The sequence below is a fragment of the Pseudomonas sp. R45(2017) genome (assembly GCF_002112305.1).
Classification (GTDB): domain Bacteria; phylum Pseudomonadota; class Gammaproteobacteria; order Pseudomonadales; family Pseudomonadaceae; genus Aquipseudomonas; species Aquipseudomonas paraglycinae.
On record NZ_NEHH01000002.1, the window covers coordinates 186,868 to 203,252 of the forward strand.

Below are 16,385 nucleotides of genomic sequence, written 5' to 3' on the forward strand. Positions count from 1 at the left end.
TGTCAGGGTTTGCCTTCACGCTCGAGCAATTTGCGCTTGCGCTCCACGCCCCAGCGATAGCCGCTGAGGTTGCCGTCGCTGCGCACCACCCGGTGGCACGGAATGGCCACCGCGAGGCTGTTGGCGCCGCAAGCCTGAGCCACTGCGCGCACGGCTTTTGGCGAGCCGATCCGCAGGGCGATGTCCGCGTAGCTGGCGGTGCTGCCGACCGGTATTTCCCGCAGCGCCTGCCACACCCGTTCCTGAAATGCTGTGCCGCGCACATCCAGCGGCAAGTCCAGTCCGATGGCAGGCGCTTCGATGAAACCGACGACGCGAGCGATCAGTTGTTCGAACTCGGCATCGGCACCGATCAGGTTGGCCCGGCGAAACTGGTCCTGCAGGGCGCACACCAATTGGTGCGGATCGTCGCCCAGCAGAATCGCGCAAATCCCGCGCTCACTCTGTGCCACCAGAATAGCCCCGAGCGAGCATTGGCCGACGGCGAAGCGGATGTCATTGTTCTGGCCGGCGGCCCGGAAGTCGCCGGGTTTCATGCCCAGCACCTGATCGGCCGCCTCGTAGAACCGGCTGTTGGAATTGAAACCGGCGTCATACAGCGCTTCGGTCACCGAGCCGCCGTCGGCCAGACGCTGACGAACCCGGCGCGAGCGATGCGCGGCGGCGTAGCCCTTTGGCGTCAGGCCGGTTGCGGCCTTGAAGACACGATGAAAGTGAAAGGCGCTCAGACCGGCGGTTTCGGCAAGATCGTTGAGCGCCGGCAGGCTGTCCGAAGCCTCGATCTGTCGACAGGCTGCCGCGACAGTGGCGGTATGCTGCGCGGCGACTTCGGTCTGATCCTTGCTCGCCCGTTTGCTGGGGCGATAGCCCGCGGCTTCGGCGTCCTCGGCGTTGTCGAAAAACTCGACGTTCTGCGGTTTCGGCAAGCGCGCCAGGCTGCTGGGGCGGCAATAGATGCCGGTGGTTTTTACGGCGTAGACAAACTGGCCGTCCGCCCGAGGGTCGCGTGCCACGACAGCGGCCCAGCGTGGATCGTCTTCAGTGTTCAGTGAGGTGGAAAGCGTTTTCATGATGGAGAGTCCGTTGACCTGTTGAATTTCAGGTTAACCAGTGCCACCGGCCGGAACACTCCGACCCTTGCGGTCAAACTTTGCAGGATTATCCGGCGGTGCGAAACGTCAGGTTGAAACGCTGTTCGCCCAGGCGCGGGTGCCGGCCGGGTTTGATCGGCAGGATGCCGTGATAGCGCAGCCGGTCTACGCCGCCCCAGATCACCATGTCGCCGTGCAGCAGCGAGATTTTCTGGCTCCTGTCGCCGCGTGCGAAACCGCCGAACAGGAACGTCGCGGGCAAGCCCAATGACAGAGAAACGATCGGCGCTTCGTAGGCGTTTTCGTCTTTGTCCTGATGCAACGACATCTTCGCGCCTGGGACATAACGATTGATCAGGCAGGAATCCGGCATGAAGTCGGCAAATCCGGCGCGTTTCGCTGCGGCCTGGGCCAGCTCGCGAAACACCTCGGGCATGACTGGCCAGGGTTGGTGGCTCACGGGATCTTCGGATGAATAGCGGTAGCCGCTCCGATCGGTGATCCAGCCCAGTGCGCCGCAACTGCTGGTGGCCACCGACATGCTGAAGCCCCCGGGCGTCATCATGTGGCGCAACGGGGCGCAGGCGATGATCGATTCCAGGGCCGGCAACAATTGCTCGATTTGCGGCAGGGCAAACCCGCGCAGCACCCAGGACTGCTCGCCGATCTGTTCGGCGCGCCGGGGTTGCTCGGATTCTGTGTCGGCGAACAGATCGAAGGTGGTTTGCATGATCGTCAGGTCGCGTCGTGGAAGATGATGCCCAGAGTATGCCGTGTTCCGCTGTGCAGTCGGCTGACACCGTGGCGCATGGTCACCCGATAGTCGCCGCGCACGCCTTTGACCGGGCGCTGGTTGACGGCAAAGATCAGCGCATCGCCTTTTCTCAGGTCCATTACCAGCGGCCGGGACTGCATTCTCGGACGCTGTTCGGTCATGACGAACTCACCGCCGGTGAAGTCTTCGCCAGGTTCTGACAGAAGAATCGCCACTTGCAGCGGAAAGACATGTTCGCCGTACAGGTCCTGATGCAGACAGTTGTAGTCCTGCGGGCCGTATTGCAGCAAGAGCGGGGTGGGTCGCAGTTGACCGGCGGCGTGGCAGCGCTCGAGAAACTCGCGGTGTTGCTCTGGAAAGCGCGCTGGCAGGCCCATTCGTTCATGCCAGCGGTTGGCCAGTGGCACGAGTCGCGGGTAAAGCGCGCTGCGTAGGCGTTCCACAGCGGGCGGAAGCGGATAGCGCAGGTATTTGTATTCCCCGCGCCCGAAACCGTGGCGAGCCATGATGACCTGGGACCGAAACGGTTCGCTGTGCGGGTAAAGCGCACTCAACCGATCACAGGTGTCCGGGCGCAGCAGCGTGCTGATGACAGCACAACCGTCCTGATCCAGTTGCTGCTCCAGGGCGATCCAGTCGAGCGCATCGAGCGGGGAGGCGGGTGAGGGTGACATGCTGATTCCTTGGCGTACATTCAGGTATCAGTCTGGGTCGTCCACCCGGCCGCAACACTCCGCCGCTTGCGGTCGAATTTCGTCCGGGTCTTACAGGGCCTTGCTGACGCGGATGTCGCTGATCACATCGTCGCTCTGGCCGTGCAGAGCATCCAGTGCAGCTTTGGCTTCTTCCGGCGTGCCATTTTCCAGCTGGGCGAACTCGAAACGGCGCTCACCGTTGAGTTTGTACTTGATCACGTATTTGGTCGTTTGGGCCACGTTGATGCTTACCTGTCTGCGTTGGCGGAACCGCTCAGCTGAGTTTGGAGCTCGAGCGGCGAATGATCTTGATCGAGTGCGTCAAGGTCGGTTTGCGAGTCACGCTGATCGCGCGGCGGTTGACGGTGTCGATGGTGATGTTCCAGAAACCGGTGCTCGGCGCGGTGATACGGGCCGGGAACGTGTCGAAAGCGCCGCCGTGATAGGTGTGACGGCCGCCATTTTTGAAGCTGCGGAAGTTGGCGTCGTTCATCAAGCGGATGTTGCAGGTTTGCGAGCATTGGATGACGACGATGTCGTCTTCGTTGAGGTGCTCGCGCTGGTGAATGAATTTCATGGGCGCCTCCAGAAGGGCTTTTTCTACAAAATCAAAACGATAGCATTGTCGATTGGCGCAGTTTATCAGCCCGGACGGGTTATTATCCGGCCGTCGGGCGCCGCTTTGACAATTAAAAACAGATATTCACGATTTGATGTGGGTTAAATGCAGTGAGCCTCGGAGAAAAACGGCATTCGTGCTGTCGGAGGGTCTTTATTGGAGGTTTTGTATGAAATGGGGTGTGGTGATTCTGCCGTTGGCATTGGCAATGGGTGGTTGCGCAAGCGTTTCGGAAATCAATGAAACGCTGCCAACCATGAACGTCATTTCCGGCAAGAAACCCCATGAATATGCTGAGTGCCTGGCCGAAAAGCTGTCCGACAGCCGGGGTGCCTTGCAGGTCGAGCGACACAAGGATGAGGTTCGGGTCATCGTTCCAGGCAAGCTGGGATCGGGTCCGGCCGCGGTGTTTGACATCGAGGATCGCTCCGGCGGCAGCAGCATCAAGCTGCATGAGCGAATGTCCAATGTGCCGCTGCGCCCCTGGGATGTGCGCAAAGCCGCCACGGCCTGTATTTCCGGCTGATAGACTGTCAGCAGTCAGCATTGATGCCGTCACAGCGTTGCTGTGGCGGCATTGTCATTTCTGGAGAGGTGAATGAAGAGAGAGCAGGTGCGGGAGCGACACAAGGAAGGGCTCATTGCGGCGACCCATGTGATCCAGAACCCGGCGAATCCGGGGGAGTGGATCGTGTTTTTCAAGAAGAGCGCCGGCCGCAGTTACTTCCTGGTCGACGATAACGACGAAGTCGAGTCCTTCAACCGGCTCGACGACCTGATCGAGGTCGTGCGCGGGCTGGGGATCAAGTTCGCCGAAATTCATATGTAAGGCTATTTACACACGACCACCACGCTGCGGTTTTTGTAGTTGCCGACATCGACGCCCAGTGTCTTGTCGTCTTCCTTGGGCGCCGGTGTGCCGTCGGTCCCGACGATGCGGTAGCCGGTTCCGGCGCAGGACGCGTCAGCCTTTTCATAGCAGGTGGCCCAGGAATTGGCTTCACCGGAACAGTCGATGCTCAACCCTTGTTCGCCGTTGTTCAGGTAGGTGGTCTGCGAGGTAGCGCAACCGGCCAGAGCCACGAGCGCAATCAAGGGCAGGAAGTTGATGCAGGGGCGGTTGATCATGGCGATGTCGTCTTCGAGAGGGAGAGGGCTAGACGCTATGACAGCGCCGACATGAAAAGGTTATAGCGATTGGCCAGTTCTTTGTGCGAAGCCCAAAAAAAAGCCCTGCGCGAAGGCAGGGCCGTGATTTGCAGTCGTCGATCAGTCTTGATCCTTGCCGCGACGCTTCGGTGAAGGAGGCGTGTAATCAAGCACCGCGGCCACTTCAATCGCCATCGCTTCAGTGGGCAACGGGCCGGACACGTCTTCGCCGTTGGCGGCAGTGATATGCCACTGGCCATCTTTCGCCTTGGCGACGGTGTACCCGTTGATGATTTTTGCTGCGGACATCTAGCGGCCTCGTTGGCTGGTTCAAAGGCGCCATGATAACGGTAAATGGGCGAACGGGCGCAGGTCGATGCGGCGTTCCGAGATCTTTGGGCTAAGCTGAATGCGCAGCCTCCGTGTGCGGATTGAACTATCTGCCAGATTATTTCTCTATGTTGACATCGGTTAGCCAGTGCGGGGCATTGTAAGGTGCACGCCGCCTGATTAGACTGCGCCGAAACTCGTACACACAGCCCTTTCAAGGACTTATATGATCAAGAAATGCTTGTTCCCAGCAGCCGGTTACGGTACTCGCTTCCTCCCAGCGACGAAGGCCATGCCCAAAGAAATGCTGCCGGTGGTAAACAAGCCACTGATCCAGTACGGCGTCGAAGAAGCTCTGGACGCTGGTCTGACTGAAATCTCCATCGTGACCGGCCGTGGCAAGCGCGCCCTGGAAGACCACTTCGACATCAGCTACGAGCTGGAAAACCAGATCAAGGGCACCGACAAGGAAAAATACCTGGTCGGTATCCGCAAGTTGTTGGACGAGTGCTCGTTTTCCTACACTCGTCAGACCGAAATGAAAGGCCTGGGTCACGCGATCCTGACCGGTCGCCCATTGATCGGTGACGAACCGTTCGCTGTGGTGCTGGCGGACGACCTTTGCGTCAACCTCGAAGGCGACGGCGTATTGACCCAGATGGTCAAGCTGTACAAGCAGTTCCGCTGCTCGATCATTGCCATCCAGGAAGTCGATCCGCAGGAAACCAGCAAGTACGGCGTGATCGCTGGCGAAATGATCCGCGACGACATCTATCGCGTACACAGCATGGTCGAGAAGCCAAAGCCGGAAGACGCGCCGTCGAACCTGGCGATCATCGGCCGCTACATCCTGACCCCGGACATCTTCGACCTGATCGAACAGACCGAGCCAGGCAAGGGCGGTGAAATCCAGATCACAGACGCCCTGATGAAACAAGCCCAGAACGGCTGCGTAATGGCCTACAAGTTCAAGGGCAAGCGTTTCGACTGCGGTGGTGCAGAAGGCTACATCGAAGCAACCAACTTCTGCTTCGAGAACTTCTACAAGACTGGCAAGGCTTACTGATAAAGCCTGATCTGTCTGTACGAAAAAGCCACCTTCGGGTGGCTTTTTCATTTTCCGCCCCTATATCGGCAGGAGTGCTTGCCCAACGGACGACGGCGGGTATGCTGATCGCCTGCCGAGGAGATAGAAATGGCCTACGATTTTGACCTTTATGTGATTGGCGCCGGTTCCGGCGGTGTGCGGGCTGCGCGTTTTGCTGCCGGGTATGGTGCGAAAGTGGCGGTGGCCGAGAGCCGTTATCTGGGTGGTACTTGCGTCAACGTCGGTTGCGTACCGAAAAAACTGTTGGTGTACGGCGCCCACTTTGCCGAAGACTTCGAACAGTCCTCGGGTTTTGGCTGGAGCCTGGGCGAGGCGGATTTCGATTGGGCCACGCTGATTGCCAACAAGGATCGCGAGATCAATCGCCTGAACGGCATTTATCGCAGTCTGCTGGTTAATAGCGGTGTGACGCTGCATGAAGCCCACGCGAAAATCGTTGGTCCGCACGAAGTTGAGGTCAACGGCGAGCGCTACACCGCGAAGAATATTCTGATCGCCACCGGTGGCTGGCCGCAGATCCCGGAGATTCCGGGGCATGAGCATGCGATCAGCTCGAACCAGGCGTTCTTCCTCAAAGAACTGCCCAAGCGTGTACTGGTCGTCGGTGGCGGTTACATTGCCGTCGAATTTGCCGGGATTTTCCATGGGTTGGGCGCCAACACGACGTTGCTGTATCGCGGGGATCTGTTCCTGCGCGGTTTCGACGGTTCGGTGCGTAATCATCTGCAGGAAGAGCTGACCAAGCGCGGTCTGGATCTGCAATTCAATGCCGACATTGCCCGCATCGACAAGCAATCCGACGGCAGCCTGAAGGCCACCCTCAAGGATGGTCGCGTGCTGGAAGCGGATTGTGTGTTCTACGCCACCGGTCGGCGTCCGATGCTGGACAACCTGGGGCTGGAAAATACCGATGTGCAGCTAGACGACAAGGGTTTCATCAAAGTCGACGAGCAATATCAAACCACCGAGCCGTCAATTCTGGCGCTGGGCGATGTCATCGGTCGTGTGCAGTTGACGCCAGTGGCGCTGGCTGAAGGCATGGCAGTGGCACGGCGTCTGTTCAAACCTGAGCAATACCGCCCAGTGGATTACAAGATGATCCCGACAGCAGTGTTCAGTCTGCCGAACATCGGCACCGTCGGCCTGACCGAAGAAGAGGCGCGGGACGCGGGTCATGACGTGGTGATCTACGAAAGCCGCTTCCGGCCGATGAAGCTGACCCTGACTGACTGCCAGGAGCGCACGCTGATGAAGCTGGTGGTCGATGGGAAGTCCGACAAGGTGCTGGGCTGTCACATGGTCGGGCCGGATGCTGGCGAGATCGTGCAAGGTCTGGCAATCGCGTTGAAGGCTGGCGCCACCAAGCGTGACTTCGACGACACCATCGGGGTGCACCCGACGGCGGCCGAAGAATTTGTCACCATGCGTACGCCGGTCGGCGCTTAAGTCTTTTTCGGTTCTGCTGCGTCTGGCGCTGCCGCAACGGTGGTGGCCAGGCGCAGACTGTCTTGCGCCTTGGTCAATTCCTTTTCCAGTGACTGATTGAGCTGCGACTGTTCGTCGACGTTTTGCTTGAGCGTCTGGCTTTCCAGCAACGCCACGCGCAGGCGTTCCTGGAGGAGGGTGCGTTCGCTGTCGACGCGGGACGCTTGCTCCAGCAATTGATCCTGTCGCTGATTGCTGTGCTTGAGCTGATCCTGCACCAAGCTCAGTTCACGCACGGTGCCGCGATTTTCGGTCAGCAGGCGCTCGTTGTCGCGGTGCAGCTGGGTGATCTCGTCCTGACGTACCAGCGCACTTTGTTGCGCCTGGCGCAGCTCCATCTGCAACTGCTGCACCTGAGTTTCGTGACGGCTTTGCTCCTGCTCGCGCTGTTCCTTGATGGCGTTGCGGTAGTGTTCAAGCGCATCGCGGGCATGCAGGTGTTTCTCTTCCAGCGAGCGGATCTGCTCATCCTTGTCCTGCAAGCGCAATTCAAAATCGGCCAGCGCCTGATTCAGTCCGGCATTGCGAGTCTGCTCGGTCTGCAGCATCGAGCGTGTATCGCTCAAGGCTTCGGATTCCTTGGCCAGCGCGGCGGCCTGGATGTCGTGCTTCTTCTCCAGTTGCGCGTGATCCTGACGAAGCTGATTCAGCTCGTCCTCCAGTGCCTGACGCTGTTGCTCGTACTGCTCGCGCGCCTGATCAATCGGCTCCTGCGCCTGTTCTTTCAGGCGTTGGGCAAGGCGCGTGACGAGTGCCAGCAGCTCGTCATCGATGGGTTCTGCTGAAGGATCGGCCGGCTCGCTGCCGTCATCCAGCTCCTTCAGATAACGATGAATCGTGGTTTTTGAACCCGTATTACCCAGCTCGATGCGTACTGCGTCGATGCTGGGGTGTTCGCCACGGGCGAGGATCGCTGTGCGCGCGATCTGAACTACTGCTTTGTTAACGCCGCCACGTGCCATATCTGCTCCTACCATTTCGTACTGTGGTACATGCCACCAAAGTACGCAGTGTACCATGTTGAAAATAAAGTGAAACAAGCACCGATAAACGGGCGGGATATACTGGTATTACCCCATGTGAAACCCCTAAAATCGGTTTCCGCACAAACCCTCAGTACGCCACGAGAAAATCAGCCCATGAGCGATATCGATCGCTACCTGCAAGCCGCCACCCGTGACAACACCCGCCGCAGCTATCGTGCGGCCGTCGAGCATTTCGAAACGGTATGGGGTGGGTTCCTGCCCGCGACAGCGGACAGCATCGCGCGGTATCTGGTGGCGCATGCGGGCGTGTTGTCGGTCAACACGCTGAAGTTGCGTCTGTCGGCGCTGGCGCAGTGGCACAACAGTCAGGGCTTCGCCGATCCCACCAAGTCGCCGGTGGTGCGCAAAGTGTTCAAGGGCATTCGCGCCCTGCATCCCGCCCAGGAGAAGCAGGCCGAGCCATTGCAACTGCGGGATCTTGAGCAGACCGTCGCCTGGCTTGAGCAGGAGATGAAAGACGCCCGGGAAAAACAGGATCGACCGTTGCTGCTGCGGGCCTGCCGTGATCGAGCATTGATCCTGCTGGGCTTCTGGCGTGGCTTTCGCAGCGATGAATTGTGTCGTGTGCAGATCGAGCATGTGCAGGCGCACGCCGGCAGCGGCATCACCCTGTACCTGCCCCGCAGCAAGGGTGATCGGGAAAACCTCGGCCAGACCTATCAGGCCCCGGCGTTGCTCAAGCTATGCCCGGTGCAGGCTTATATCGAATGGATCACCGAGGCAGCACTGGTACGAGGCCCGGTGTTCCGCGCCGTCGACCGCTGGGGCAATCTGAGCGAGGAGGGCTTGCACGCCAACAGCGTGATTCCGTTGCTGCGCCAGGCCCTGGAGCGCGCCGGGATCTCCGCCGAGCGCTACACCAGCCATTCCCTGCGACGCGGCTTCGCAACATGGGCCCACCAAAGCGGCTGGGATCTCAAATCGTTGATGAGTTACGTGGGCTGGAAGGATATGAAGTCCGCCATGCGCTATGTTGAAGCGAGCCCCTTTCACGGGATGGCCCGGATTACGGATAAGCCGCTGTCGCCGTAGATATCGTTTTCTTCTATTAATACAGTCCGCTAATAGCGAAAACAAATCAGCAGCATCAGGTTTGCCAATGAGCCATCCGTCGAGTGACTGGGTAGGATTCACCCATCGAATTCACAACCCTGACGGAGAGTCATCAATGCCTATCATCAACAGCCAAGTAAAACCGTTCAAAGCTACCGCGTTCAAAAACGGCGACTTCGTACAAGTCTCGGACGCTGACCTGAAAGGCAAATGGTCCGTAGTGTTCTTCTACCCGGCCGACTTCACTTTCGTTTGCCCAACCGAGCTCGAAGACCTGGCTGACAACTACACCGCCTTCCAGAAACTGGGCGTAGAGATCTACAGCGTTTCGACCGACACCCACTTTGCCCACGCTGCCTGGCACAACACTTCGCCAGCCATCGGCAAAATCCAATACACCATGATCGGCGACCCGACTCAGGTCATCTCCCGCAACTTCGACGTGCTGATCGAAGAAGCTGGTCTGGCTGACCGTGGCACCTTCGTGATCAACCCTGAAGGCCAAATCAAAATCGTTGAACTGAACGATGGCGGCGTTGGCCGTGACGCTTCCGAGCTGCTGCGCAAAATCAAGGCTGCTCAGTACGTCGCTGCTCACCCAGGCGAAGTTTGCCCGGCCAAGTGGAAAGAAGGCGAGGCCACTCTGGCTCCGTCCCTGGACCTGGTCGGCAAGATCTAAGTCTGTGACACACGCAATGCAGGGCGGGATTCCGCACCTACTTAAGTAAGCTGCACCGCCCAATAGAAAAGCCCGGGCGAGATTCGCTCGGGCTTTTTTTCGCCTCAAATAAAGTCAGGAGATCGCCCGTATGTTGGACGCCAATCTTAAAGCCCAGTTGAAATCGTACCTGGAACGGGTCACCCAGCCGATCGAGATCGTTGCTTCACTCGACGACGGTGCGAAATCCCGTGAAATGCTCGATCTGCTGAAAGACGTTGCCAGTCTTTCGCACCAAATTACCTTGATCGACAGCGGCGACGATGCACGCAAGCCGTCGTTCTCGATCAACCGCCCGGGTGCCGATATCAGCCTGCGTTTCGCCGGTATCCCGATGGGCCATGAATTCACTTCGTTGGTGCTGGCCCTGCTGCAAGTCGGCGGCCACCCTTCGAAGGCCAGTGTCGAAGTGATCGAACAGATCCGCTCGCTCAAGGGCGACTTCAACTTCGAGACTTACTTCTCGCTGTCCTGCCAGAACTGCCCGGACGTCGTTCAGGCGCTGAACCTGATGGCCGTGCTGAACCCGAACATCCGCCACGTCGCCATCGACGGCGCGCTGTTCCAGGACGAAGTCAATGATCGCAAGATCATGGCCGTGCCGAGCATCTACCTCAACGGCGAAAACTTCGGCCAGGGCCGCATGGGCCTGGAAGAAATCCTCGCCAAACTCGACACCGGCGCCATCGAGCGTCAGGCCGAGAAAATCAGCGCCAAAGAGTCTTTTGATGTGCTGGTAGTCGGCGGTGGCCCGGCGGGTGCTTCCGCGGCGATCTACGCCGCACGTAAAGGCATTCGCACCGGTGTTGCAGCCGAGCGCTTCGGCGGTCAGGTGCTGGACACCATGGCCATCGAGAACTTCATTTCCGTGCAGGAAACCGAAGGCCCGAAACTGGCGACCGCGCTGGAAGAACACGTCAAGCAGTACGACGTCGACATCATGAACCTGCAACGCGCCGACAAGCTGATCCCCGGCAAGAATGGCGAGCTGCATGAAGTCCGCTTTGCCAGCGGCGCGACCCTCAAGGCCAAGAGCGTGATTCTGGCGACCGGTGCACGGTGGCGTGAAATGAACGTGCCGGGCGAGCAGGAGTACCGCAACAAAGGCGTGGCGTACTGCCCGCACTGCGACGGCCCGCTGTTCAAAAGCAAGCGTGTGGCGGTGATTGGCGGCGGTAACTCCGGCGTCGAAGCGGCCATCGACCTGGCGGGTATCGTCTCCCACGTGACCCTGCTGGAGTTCGACGTTCAGCTGCGCGCCGACGCCGTATTGCAACGCAAGCTGCACAGCCTGCCGAACGTCACCGTGATCACCAGTGCGTTGACCACTGAAGTCACCGGCGACGGCCAGAAGGTCAACGGCCTGCGCTACAAGGATCGCAATACTGACGAGCTGCGCACGGTCGAGCTGGAAGGGATCTTCGTGCAGATCGGTCTGCTGCCTAACACTGATTGGCTCAAAGGCACCATCGAGCTGTCGCCGCGCGGCGAGATCATCGTCGACAACCGCGGTGAAACCTCGATCCCCGGCATCTTCGCTGCCGGTGACGTGACCACCGTGCCGTACAAGCAGATCGTGATTGCAGTGGGCGAGGGCGCCAAGGCTTCTCTCAGCGCTTTCGATCACCTGATCCGCACTTCGGCTCCGGCGTAAATCCCGGGCCTGAAAAAGAAAACCCCCATCAGTGATGATGGGGGTTTTTCTTTGCGGGGGTGCTTTCTAGCCAGGTTCAGCTTTACAGCGGTGCCGGCTGGATGATCTCGACCCAGTAGCCATCCGGATCCTTGATGAACGCCAGACTCTTCATGCGGCCATCGGTCAGGCGCTTCTGGAAGTCGCAGCCCAGTTCTTCAAAGCGTGCGCAGGCAGCGACGATGTCCGGTACCGAGATGCAGATGTGGCCGAAGCCACGCGGGTCGGTGTTGCCGTTGTGGTAGGCAAAGTCCGCGTCGTTTTCGGTGCCGTGGTTGTGGGTCAGTTCCAGGATGCCGGGAATCGACTTCATCCACTCGGTGCGGGCAGCGGCGTCGGCCGGGATCTGCGATTTGTCGACCAGGGCGAGGAAGTACAGGCTGAATTCAGCTTCCGGAAAATCACGCTTCTCTACCAGCGAGAAACCCAATACACGGGTGTAGAAGTCCAGCGACTTGGTGATGTCTTTGACGCGCAGCATGGTGTGGTTGAACACGAAGTTGCGGGTTGCGCTGTCCGGGGTGGCGGTGACGCCAGGGAAGGTGTTCAGTTCTTGCAGGCTCATGGGCCCTCCGTAACAAATTGGGGCGAGTGAATGGGCGCAATGATACGCATGCCTGGCAGCATCGCCAAACCGAAAGCGCGGGCTTGCCCTGTGAGCGGGCGGGCCTCAGACTTTACGGCTCAATCCGCGAGTGCCTCTGGTAATGATCCGACCGTTCAAATCGCTGTTCGTTTTCCTGGGTTTTTCCCTGCTTGCTCTGCCTGCCTTTGCCGAGGCGCCGAGCATCACCTGGCCGGCTGGCTGGGAAGTCGAGGCGCTGCCTGAAACCTCCCCGGAAGTCTCCCGTCAGCGGGCAGTGAAGACTGACGCCGATGGCAATCAGGTGATGGTGATGGAGTTGACGATGACCCGCGTGGAAAGCGGCCATCAGGTCAACTTGCAAGGCGTGTTGCTGGAGATGCGCAAGTCGGTTCAGAAAGACTTTTTCCAGAGCGGTTATCAGAGTGTCTGCAACAAGGTTCACGCGAGTACGCTGGGCTCGCTGACCGCGCTTGAAACCACTTGTACGGTGACTGAAAACGGCCGCCATGTGTTGTCGCAAACATTGGTTGCAGCGGTCGAGGCGGATAAGGCTTACGTACTTTCGTATGCAGGGCAGGCAGAGGTTTATAAGGCGAGCGGCGACGACATAGTGGCTGCGCGAAACAGCTTGAAATTCTAGTCGTCTGTTCGTGGCCGGTCTGGTGTTAGATACCGGAACTGATTAAACATAAAGTTAATCTCCGGCTAACAGGGCAACATTCGGAAGCATAGTTTCAGTGCGAGAGCGGTTTGAGACTCAACTTTCCCGCCAGAAAAATCGTTGTATTTGTTAAATATTGTCCAAAAAAAAGCCCTGCATATGCAGGGCTTTCATGTTTGCGAGGGATTAACCGCGCAACCAGGAATCAACGGTAGCTGCACCGTATTGTTCCTTCCAGGCCTTCAGGCCGCGATGGTTGCCACCCTTGGTCTCGATCAGCTCGCCGGTGTGCGGGTTCTGATAGACCTTGACCACGCGAGCGCGGCGGGTTTTAGGTGCGGCGGTCGATTGCAGACCGGATTTCGCCGGGTTCGGATCGAGAATGGCGATGATGTCTTTCAGGCCTTTGCCGTAGGTTTTCATCAGCCCCTGGAGCTTTTCTTCGAATTCGATTTCTTTCTTGAGCCCGGCATCGTTCTTCAGCGATTCCAGCTGCTTGAGCTGTTCCTGAAGGGCCTTTTCAGCTGCACGAAATTCAGCGAGTCTGGACAATATCTTTACTCCAATAGTGTGTTTGGCTGATACCAACCGCAAACAAAGCTATAAGCCAAGAGCCTTGAAGCGACTCGGTGATAATGGCTCACCTGCCCATCTTGCAACAGGTAAGAAAAATTGTAGTAGTTAATGCGACAAGAGTAAATCCTGACTTTTTCTTCATGTAACAACAACGCTGTTTTGTATCAATTTGGTGCGCGCTGTCGGCGAGTCTGGATTTATCCCGCCAAGTTAATGATGAGTTAATGCTTCGATGAAGTCTGCAGCCGGCATCGGTTTGCCGAAAAGGTAACCTTGCAGAAAGTTGACATGGTGAGCGGCCAGATAATCACACTGGGCTTGCGTCTCCACACCTTCGGCCACGATGCCCAGATCCAGTTTGGTAGAAAGCTCGATGATGGTGTCCAGAATGTGCCGCGACAGGGCATCTTTATCGATCATGGCCACGAATGTCTGATCGATCTTGAGGAAGTCGACATTGAAGGTCCTCAAATAGCCGAGGCTTGAATGACCGGTGCCAAAGTCGTCAATCGCGATCTTCACGCCCATTGCGCGCAGTTGCGCGAACAGTTGATGGGTGATGTCGGACGGCTCGATCAGCTCGCGTTCGGTCAGCTCCAGTACCAGGCTGATGCTGCCAGGCTGGAACGCTGACAAAAATTCACGGCAATCTTCAACCAGCTCCAGATCGTGGCAGTGGCTGGCGGTGATGTTGATGCCGATGTGGAAGGGCGCGGTAAAGGTCGATGACAGCGGCCCCAGCACAACAGCCGTTTGTTGCATCAAGGCGCGGGTCATCGGCACGATCAACCCGGAGTGTTCGGCAAAGGGAATGAACAGGTCCGGACGCACCAGCCCCTCCTTGGGATGTTTCCAGCGCATCAGCACTTCCGCGCCCGACCAGCGTTTGCTGTCGCTGTGCACCACCGGTTGAAAATAGGGAATGAATTCACCTGCTTCCAATGCCCGAAGCATTTCATGGCTGGGCGAGGTGGAGCGCTTCTGAACGATGTAGCCGATCGCTCCTGATACGGCGCCGAAGAACATCAGCAGACTGAACAGCGGCGGATACTCGTCTTTCATGTAGCGCCAGGTTTCGCCTTCCGGAAAAGCCGCTGTCACTGAGAATGCATAGTGTGATGAGTGCAAGGTACTTTGCGCCACGGGCAACGCGGGCAGGGCGCCCTGATGCACTTTGCCGTCGGCGGAGAGCCAGTTGTTGCCGACTTGCAGCAACAACAACGTGTGCCGGCCGATCAGGCGCAGGATGTTGCTCAGGTGATAGCCGTCCAGCGTGCTCAGTGCGCCACCGCGTCCCTCGCTCAGGCGATACACCAGCAGCGCGGTGTTTGGCGTCACCGGGTTGCCGTTCATGAGCCACAACTTGCCTTGGGCGTAGTCGCCGGGATTCACGACTTCCTTGAAGTCGCCGAACAGCGAACTGCAATAGAGGTTGTCGTCCCACACCAGATTGGTCGAGCGCACAAACGGGCGGCGGGTGACTTGTTCGCGCAGGGCCAGTTTAACCGTCTCGCAGGTCTGGCCGGCCAGAGGCAACAGTTCGCGGGCGGCCTGGGCAGTGTTGTCGAGCATCAGTTCGAACTGCCGCAGGGCTTCATCGGCGGTGTGTTGCGAACTCTGCTGAAGGGCGCGTCCGGCCTGCATATAAAGAATCACGCTGCCGAGTACGATCGGCAGCAAGCCGCACAGCAATGTCACGATAATCCGTGTGCTGCGCTTGCGGCGGGGCCTGACGGTCAGTGGCATGGGCGCATCCTGTCGCGGTGGAGTGGGGCTCTTGATGGCAGGCGAAGCGTGCGCGCAAAGCCCGAGGTCTGAGCCCATGATAGATGGCCAATGACACCTGCGCCGCTCAACGATAATCCAGCCGGGTTGCCAGCTGAATGAATGCCAGCGTGGCAGGCGATGCCTGGCGCTGGTCCAGCACCGCCAGGCCGACCTGCCGGGTGACTACGGGGGACAGCGGTCGCTTGATGTATCGCGGTTCCGGATCGAAAGGCAACGAACCTTCGGCCACCACGGTCATCGCATCGCCCCGGCCCACGGTGTCGAGCGTGCTGAGCAGCTGCGAACAGCGATAGCGGATGTTGGGGCTCAACCGCGCGGCGTTGAACAGGCGCGAAACCAGTTCCGACGAACCCGCCTCGGTCAGCACAAACGGATCGTTGCACAGGTCTTTAAGACTCACTGAGTCGTGCGCCGCCAGCGGGTGACCGAGCGGAAGAAGGGCGACCATCTGATCTTCAATCAAGGTGAACGTGTCGAAGCGCTCCTCGGGCAGCACCACAAAACCGATATCGATCCGCCGCTCCTCCAGCCACTGAATGACCTGCCGATCCGGGCCTTCATCGATGTGCACTTCGATCCCCGGATGCGCCTCGCGATACTGCTGAAGAATCCGCGGCAACAATTTGATCGAAGACGTCGGCCCGAACGAGCCGATGCGCAGCGTGCCGCGTTTCATGCCGCGCGCATCCGCCGCCTCCTGACGCAAGGTGTTCGCCAGCCCAAGCATCGCCCGTGCCCGCAACAGCAGTTGTTCGCCGATGTCGCTCAGTTCCACTTGCGATTGATGCCGGCGCAGCAGCTCGACGCCCAGTTCCTGTTCCAGCGACTTCAATGCATGAGACACCGCTGACTGGGAAATTCCCAGACGATGGGCGGCGAGGGTGAAGCCGCGCAGTTCGGCCACCAGCGAGAAAATTTCGAGTTGGGTCAGGGTCATGAGTAAAGACTCATTTTACGATGATGAGGAATCAATCGAATGATACGTCATCCGTCAGTCTCATCGTTGGAGCGT

20 protein-coding genes are annotated in these 16,385 nt (G+C 58.7%); 8 read left to right on the top strand and 12 right to left on the bottom strand.

Features of this window, described 5'->3' with window-relative positions; genetic code table 11:
* Positions 1-2: 2 nt before the first annotated feature.
* The 5 genes from ada to CAF74_RS05195 all read right to left on the bottom strand — a co-directional run bounded on the left by ada (position 3) and on the right by CAF74_RS05195 (position 3,138).
* Positions 3-1,070: a bifunctional DNA-binding transcriptional regulator/O6-methylguanine-DNA methyltransferase Ada gene (gene ada / locus CAF74_RS05180; protein WP_085745532.1), complete on the bottom strand. Its 1,068-nt coding sequence runs from the start codon at positions 1,068-1,070 to the stop codon at positions 3-5.
* 88 nt (positions 1,071-1,158) lie between these two features.
* On the bottom strand, positions 1,159-1,821 hold the full coding sequence (alkB, locus tag CAF74_RS05185; RefSeq protein ID WP_085745533.1) for a DNA oxidative demethylase AlkB: 663 nt from the start codon (positions 1,819-1,821) through the stop codon (positions 1,159-1,161).
* A gap of 5 nt (positions 1,822-1,826) precedes the next feature.
* Positions 1,827-2,540: a 2OG-Fe(II) oxygenase gene (locus tag CAF74_RS05190; RefSeq protein ID WP_085745534.1), complete on the bottom strand. Its 714-nt coding sequence runs from the start codon at positions 2,538-2,540 to the stop codon at positions 1,827-1,829.
* Positions 2,541-2,630: 90 nt separating this feature from the next.
* Complete coding sequence (locus CAF74_RS29210; protein WP_166673412.1) at positions 2,631-2,801, bottom strand: hypothetical protein; 171 nt, start codon at positions 2,799-2,801, stop codon at positions 2,631-2,633.
* Positions 2,802-2,835: 34 nt separating this feature from the next.
* Positions 2,836-3,138, bottom strand: a complete 303-nt coding sequence (locus tag CAF74_RS05195) for a DUF1883 domain-containing protein (RefSeq protein WP_007958929.1) — start codon at positions 3,136-3,138, stop codon at positions 2,836-2,838.
* A gap of 211 nt (positions 3,139-3,349) precedes the next feature.
* On the opposite strand from CAF74_RS05195, the gene CAF74_RS05200 reads away from it, so the two are divergent.
* Positions 3,350-3,706, top strand: coding sequence for a hypothetical protein (locus tag CAF74_RS05200; protein WP_085745535.1), 357 nt, complete (start codon positions 3,350-3,352; stop codon positions 3,704-3,706).
* 72 nt (positions 3,707-3,778) lie between these two features.
* Positions 3,779-4,009 (top strand): hypothetical protein, encoded by a 231-nt coding sequence (locus CAF74_RS05205; protein ID WP_011334337.1) that lies wholly within the window; start codon positions 3,779-3,781, stop codon positions 4,007-4,009.
* 2 nt (positions 4,010-4,011) lie between these two features.
* On the opposite strand, the gene CAF74_RS05210 is transcribed toward CAF74_RS05205, so the two are convergent.
* On the bottom strand, positions 4,012-4,308 hold the full coding sequence (locus CAF74_RS05210; protein ID WP_085745536.1) for a hypothetical protein: 297 nt from the start codon (positions 4,306-4,308) through the stop codon (positions 4,012-4,014).
* Between the two features lie 141 nt (positions 4,309-4,449).
* Positions 4,450-4,638: a hypothetical protein gene (locus CAF74_RS05215; RefSeq protein ID WP_085745537.1), complete on the bottom strand. Its 189-nt coding sequence runs from the start codon at positions 4,636-4,638 to the stop codon at positions 4,450-4,452.
* Positions 4,639-4,885: 247 nt separating this feature from the next.
* Here CAF74_RS05215 and galU point away from each other — a divergent pair, with 247 nt between their 5' ends.
* Together galU and gorA are read left to right on the top strand one after the other, a co-directional pair.
* Entirely contained in the window at positions 4,886-5,725 is an 840-nt protein-coding gene (gene galU, locus CAF74_RS05220) for a UTP--glucose-1-phosphate uridylyltransferase GalU (protein WP_007912230.1), read from the top strand.
* 129 nt (positions 5,726-5,854) lie between these two features.
* Positions 5,855-7,213: a glutathione-disulfide reductase gene (gene gorA, locus CAF74_RS05225; RefSeq protein WP_085745538.1), complete on the top strand. Its 1,359-nt coding sequence runs from the start codon at positions 5,855-5,857 to the stop codon at positions 7,211-7,213.
* Here gorA and CAF74_RS05230 read toward each other — a convergent pair.
* Positions 7,210-8,214: a DNA-binding protein gene (locus CAF74_RS05230; RefSeq protein WP_085745539.1), complete on the bottom strand. Its 1,005-nt coding sequence runs from the start codon at positions 8,212-8,214 to the stop codon at positions 7,210-7,212. The two genes, gorA and CAF74_RS05230, sit on opposite strands and share 4 nt — an antisense overlap.
* Positions 8,215-8,391: 177 nt before the next feature.
* On the opposite strand from CAF74_RS05230, the gene CAF74_RS05235 reads away from it, so the two are divergent.
* The 3 genes from CAF74_RS05235 to ahpF all read left to right on the top strand — a co-directional run bounded on the left by CAF74_RS05235 (position 8,392) and on the right by ahpF (position 11,723).
* Positions 8,392-9,330: a site-specific integrase gene (locus CAF74_RS05235; RefSeq protein ID WP_139832886.1), complete on the top strand. Its 939-nt coding sequence runs from the start codon at positions 8,392-8,394 to the stop codon at positions 9,328-9,330.
* 136 nt (positions 9,331-9,466) lie between these two features.
* Positions 9,467-10,030, top strand: coding sequence for an alkyl hydroperoxide reductase subunit C (gene ahpC, locus CAF74_RS05240; RefSeq protein ID WP_085745541.1), 564 nt, complete (start codon positions 9,467-9,469; stop codon positions 10,028-10,030).
* 130 nt (positions 10,031-10,160) lie between these two features.
* Entirely contained in the window at positions 10,161-11,723 is a 1,563-nt protein-coding gene (gene ahpF / locus CAF74_RS05245) for an alkyl hydroperoxide reductase subunit F (RefSeq protein WP_085745542.1), read from the top strand.
* Between the two features lie 82 nt (positions 11,724-11,805).
* Here the strand turns inward: ahpF and gloA are convergent, their stop codons facing one another.
* On the bottom strand, positions 11,806-12,327 hold the full coding sequence (gene gloA / locus CAF74_RS05250; RefSeq protein ID WP_065260490.1) for a lactoylglutathione lyase: 522 nt from the start codon (positions 12,325-12,327) through the stop codon (positions 11,806-11,808).
* Between the two features lie 142 nt (positions 12,328-12,469).
* Here gloA and CAF74_RS05255 point away from each other — a divergent pair, with 142 nt between their 5' ends.
* A complete protein-coding gene (locus CAF74_RS05255) occupies positions 12,470-12,988 on the top strand; it encodes a DUF4946 domain-containing protein (protein ID WP_007958947.1) in 519 nt (172 codons plus the stop codon).
* Between the two features lie 207 nt (positions 12,989-13,195).
* On the opposite strand, the gene CAF74_RS05260 is transcribed toward CAF74_RS05255, so the two are convergent.
* From CAF74_RS05260 to CAF74_RS05270, 3 genes are all read right to left on the bottom strand, one after another.
* The gene (locus CAF74_RS05260) at positions 13,196-13,561 is read right to left on the bottom strand and encodes a histone-like nucleoid-structuring protein, MvaT/MvaU family (RefSeq protein ID WP_011334329.1); all 366 of its coding nucleotides are present in this window, start codon (positions 13,559-13,561) and stop codon (positions 13,196-13,198) included.
* Between the two features lie 234 nt (positions 13,562-13,795).
* Positions 13,796-15,331, bottom strand: a complete 1,536-nt coding sequence (locus tag CAF74_RS05265; RefSeq protein ID WP_085745543.1) for an EAL domain-containing protein — start codon at positions 15,329-15,331, stop codon at positions 13,796-13,798.
* A 106-nt stretch (positions 15,332-15,437) separates the two neighbouring features.
* Positions 15,438-16,310 carry a LysR family transcriptional regulator gene (locus CAF74_RS05270; RefSeq protein WP_085745544.1) on the bottom strand — a complete coding sequence of 291 codons (873 nt, stop codon included), beginning with the start codon at positions 16,308-16,310 and terminating at the stop codon, positions 15,438-15,440.
* Between the last annotated feature and the right edge of the window lie 75 nt (positions 16,311-16,385).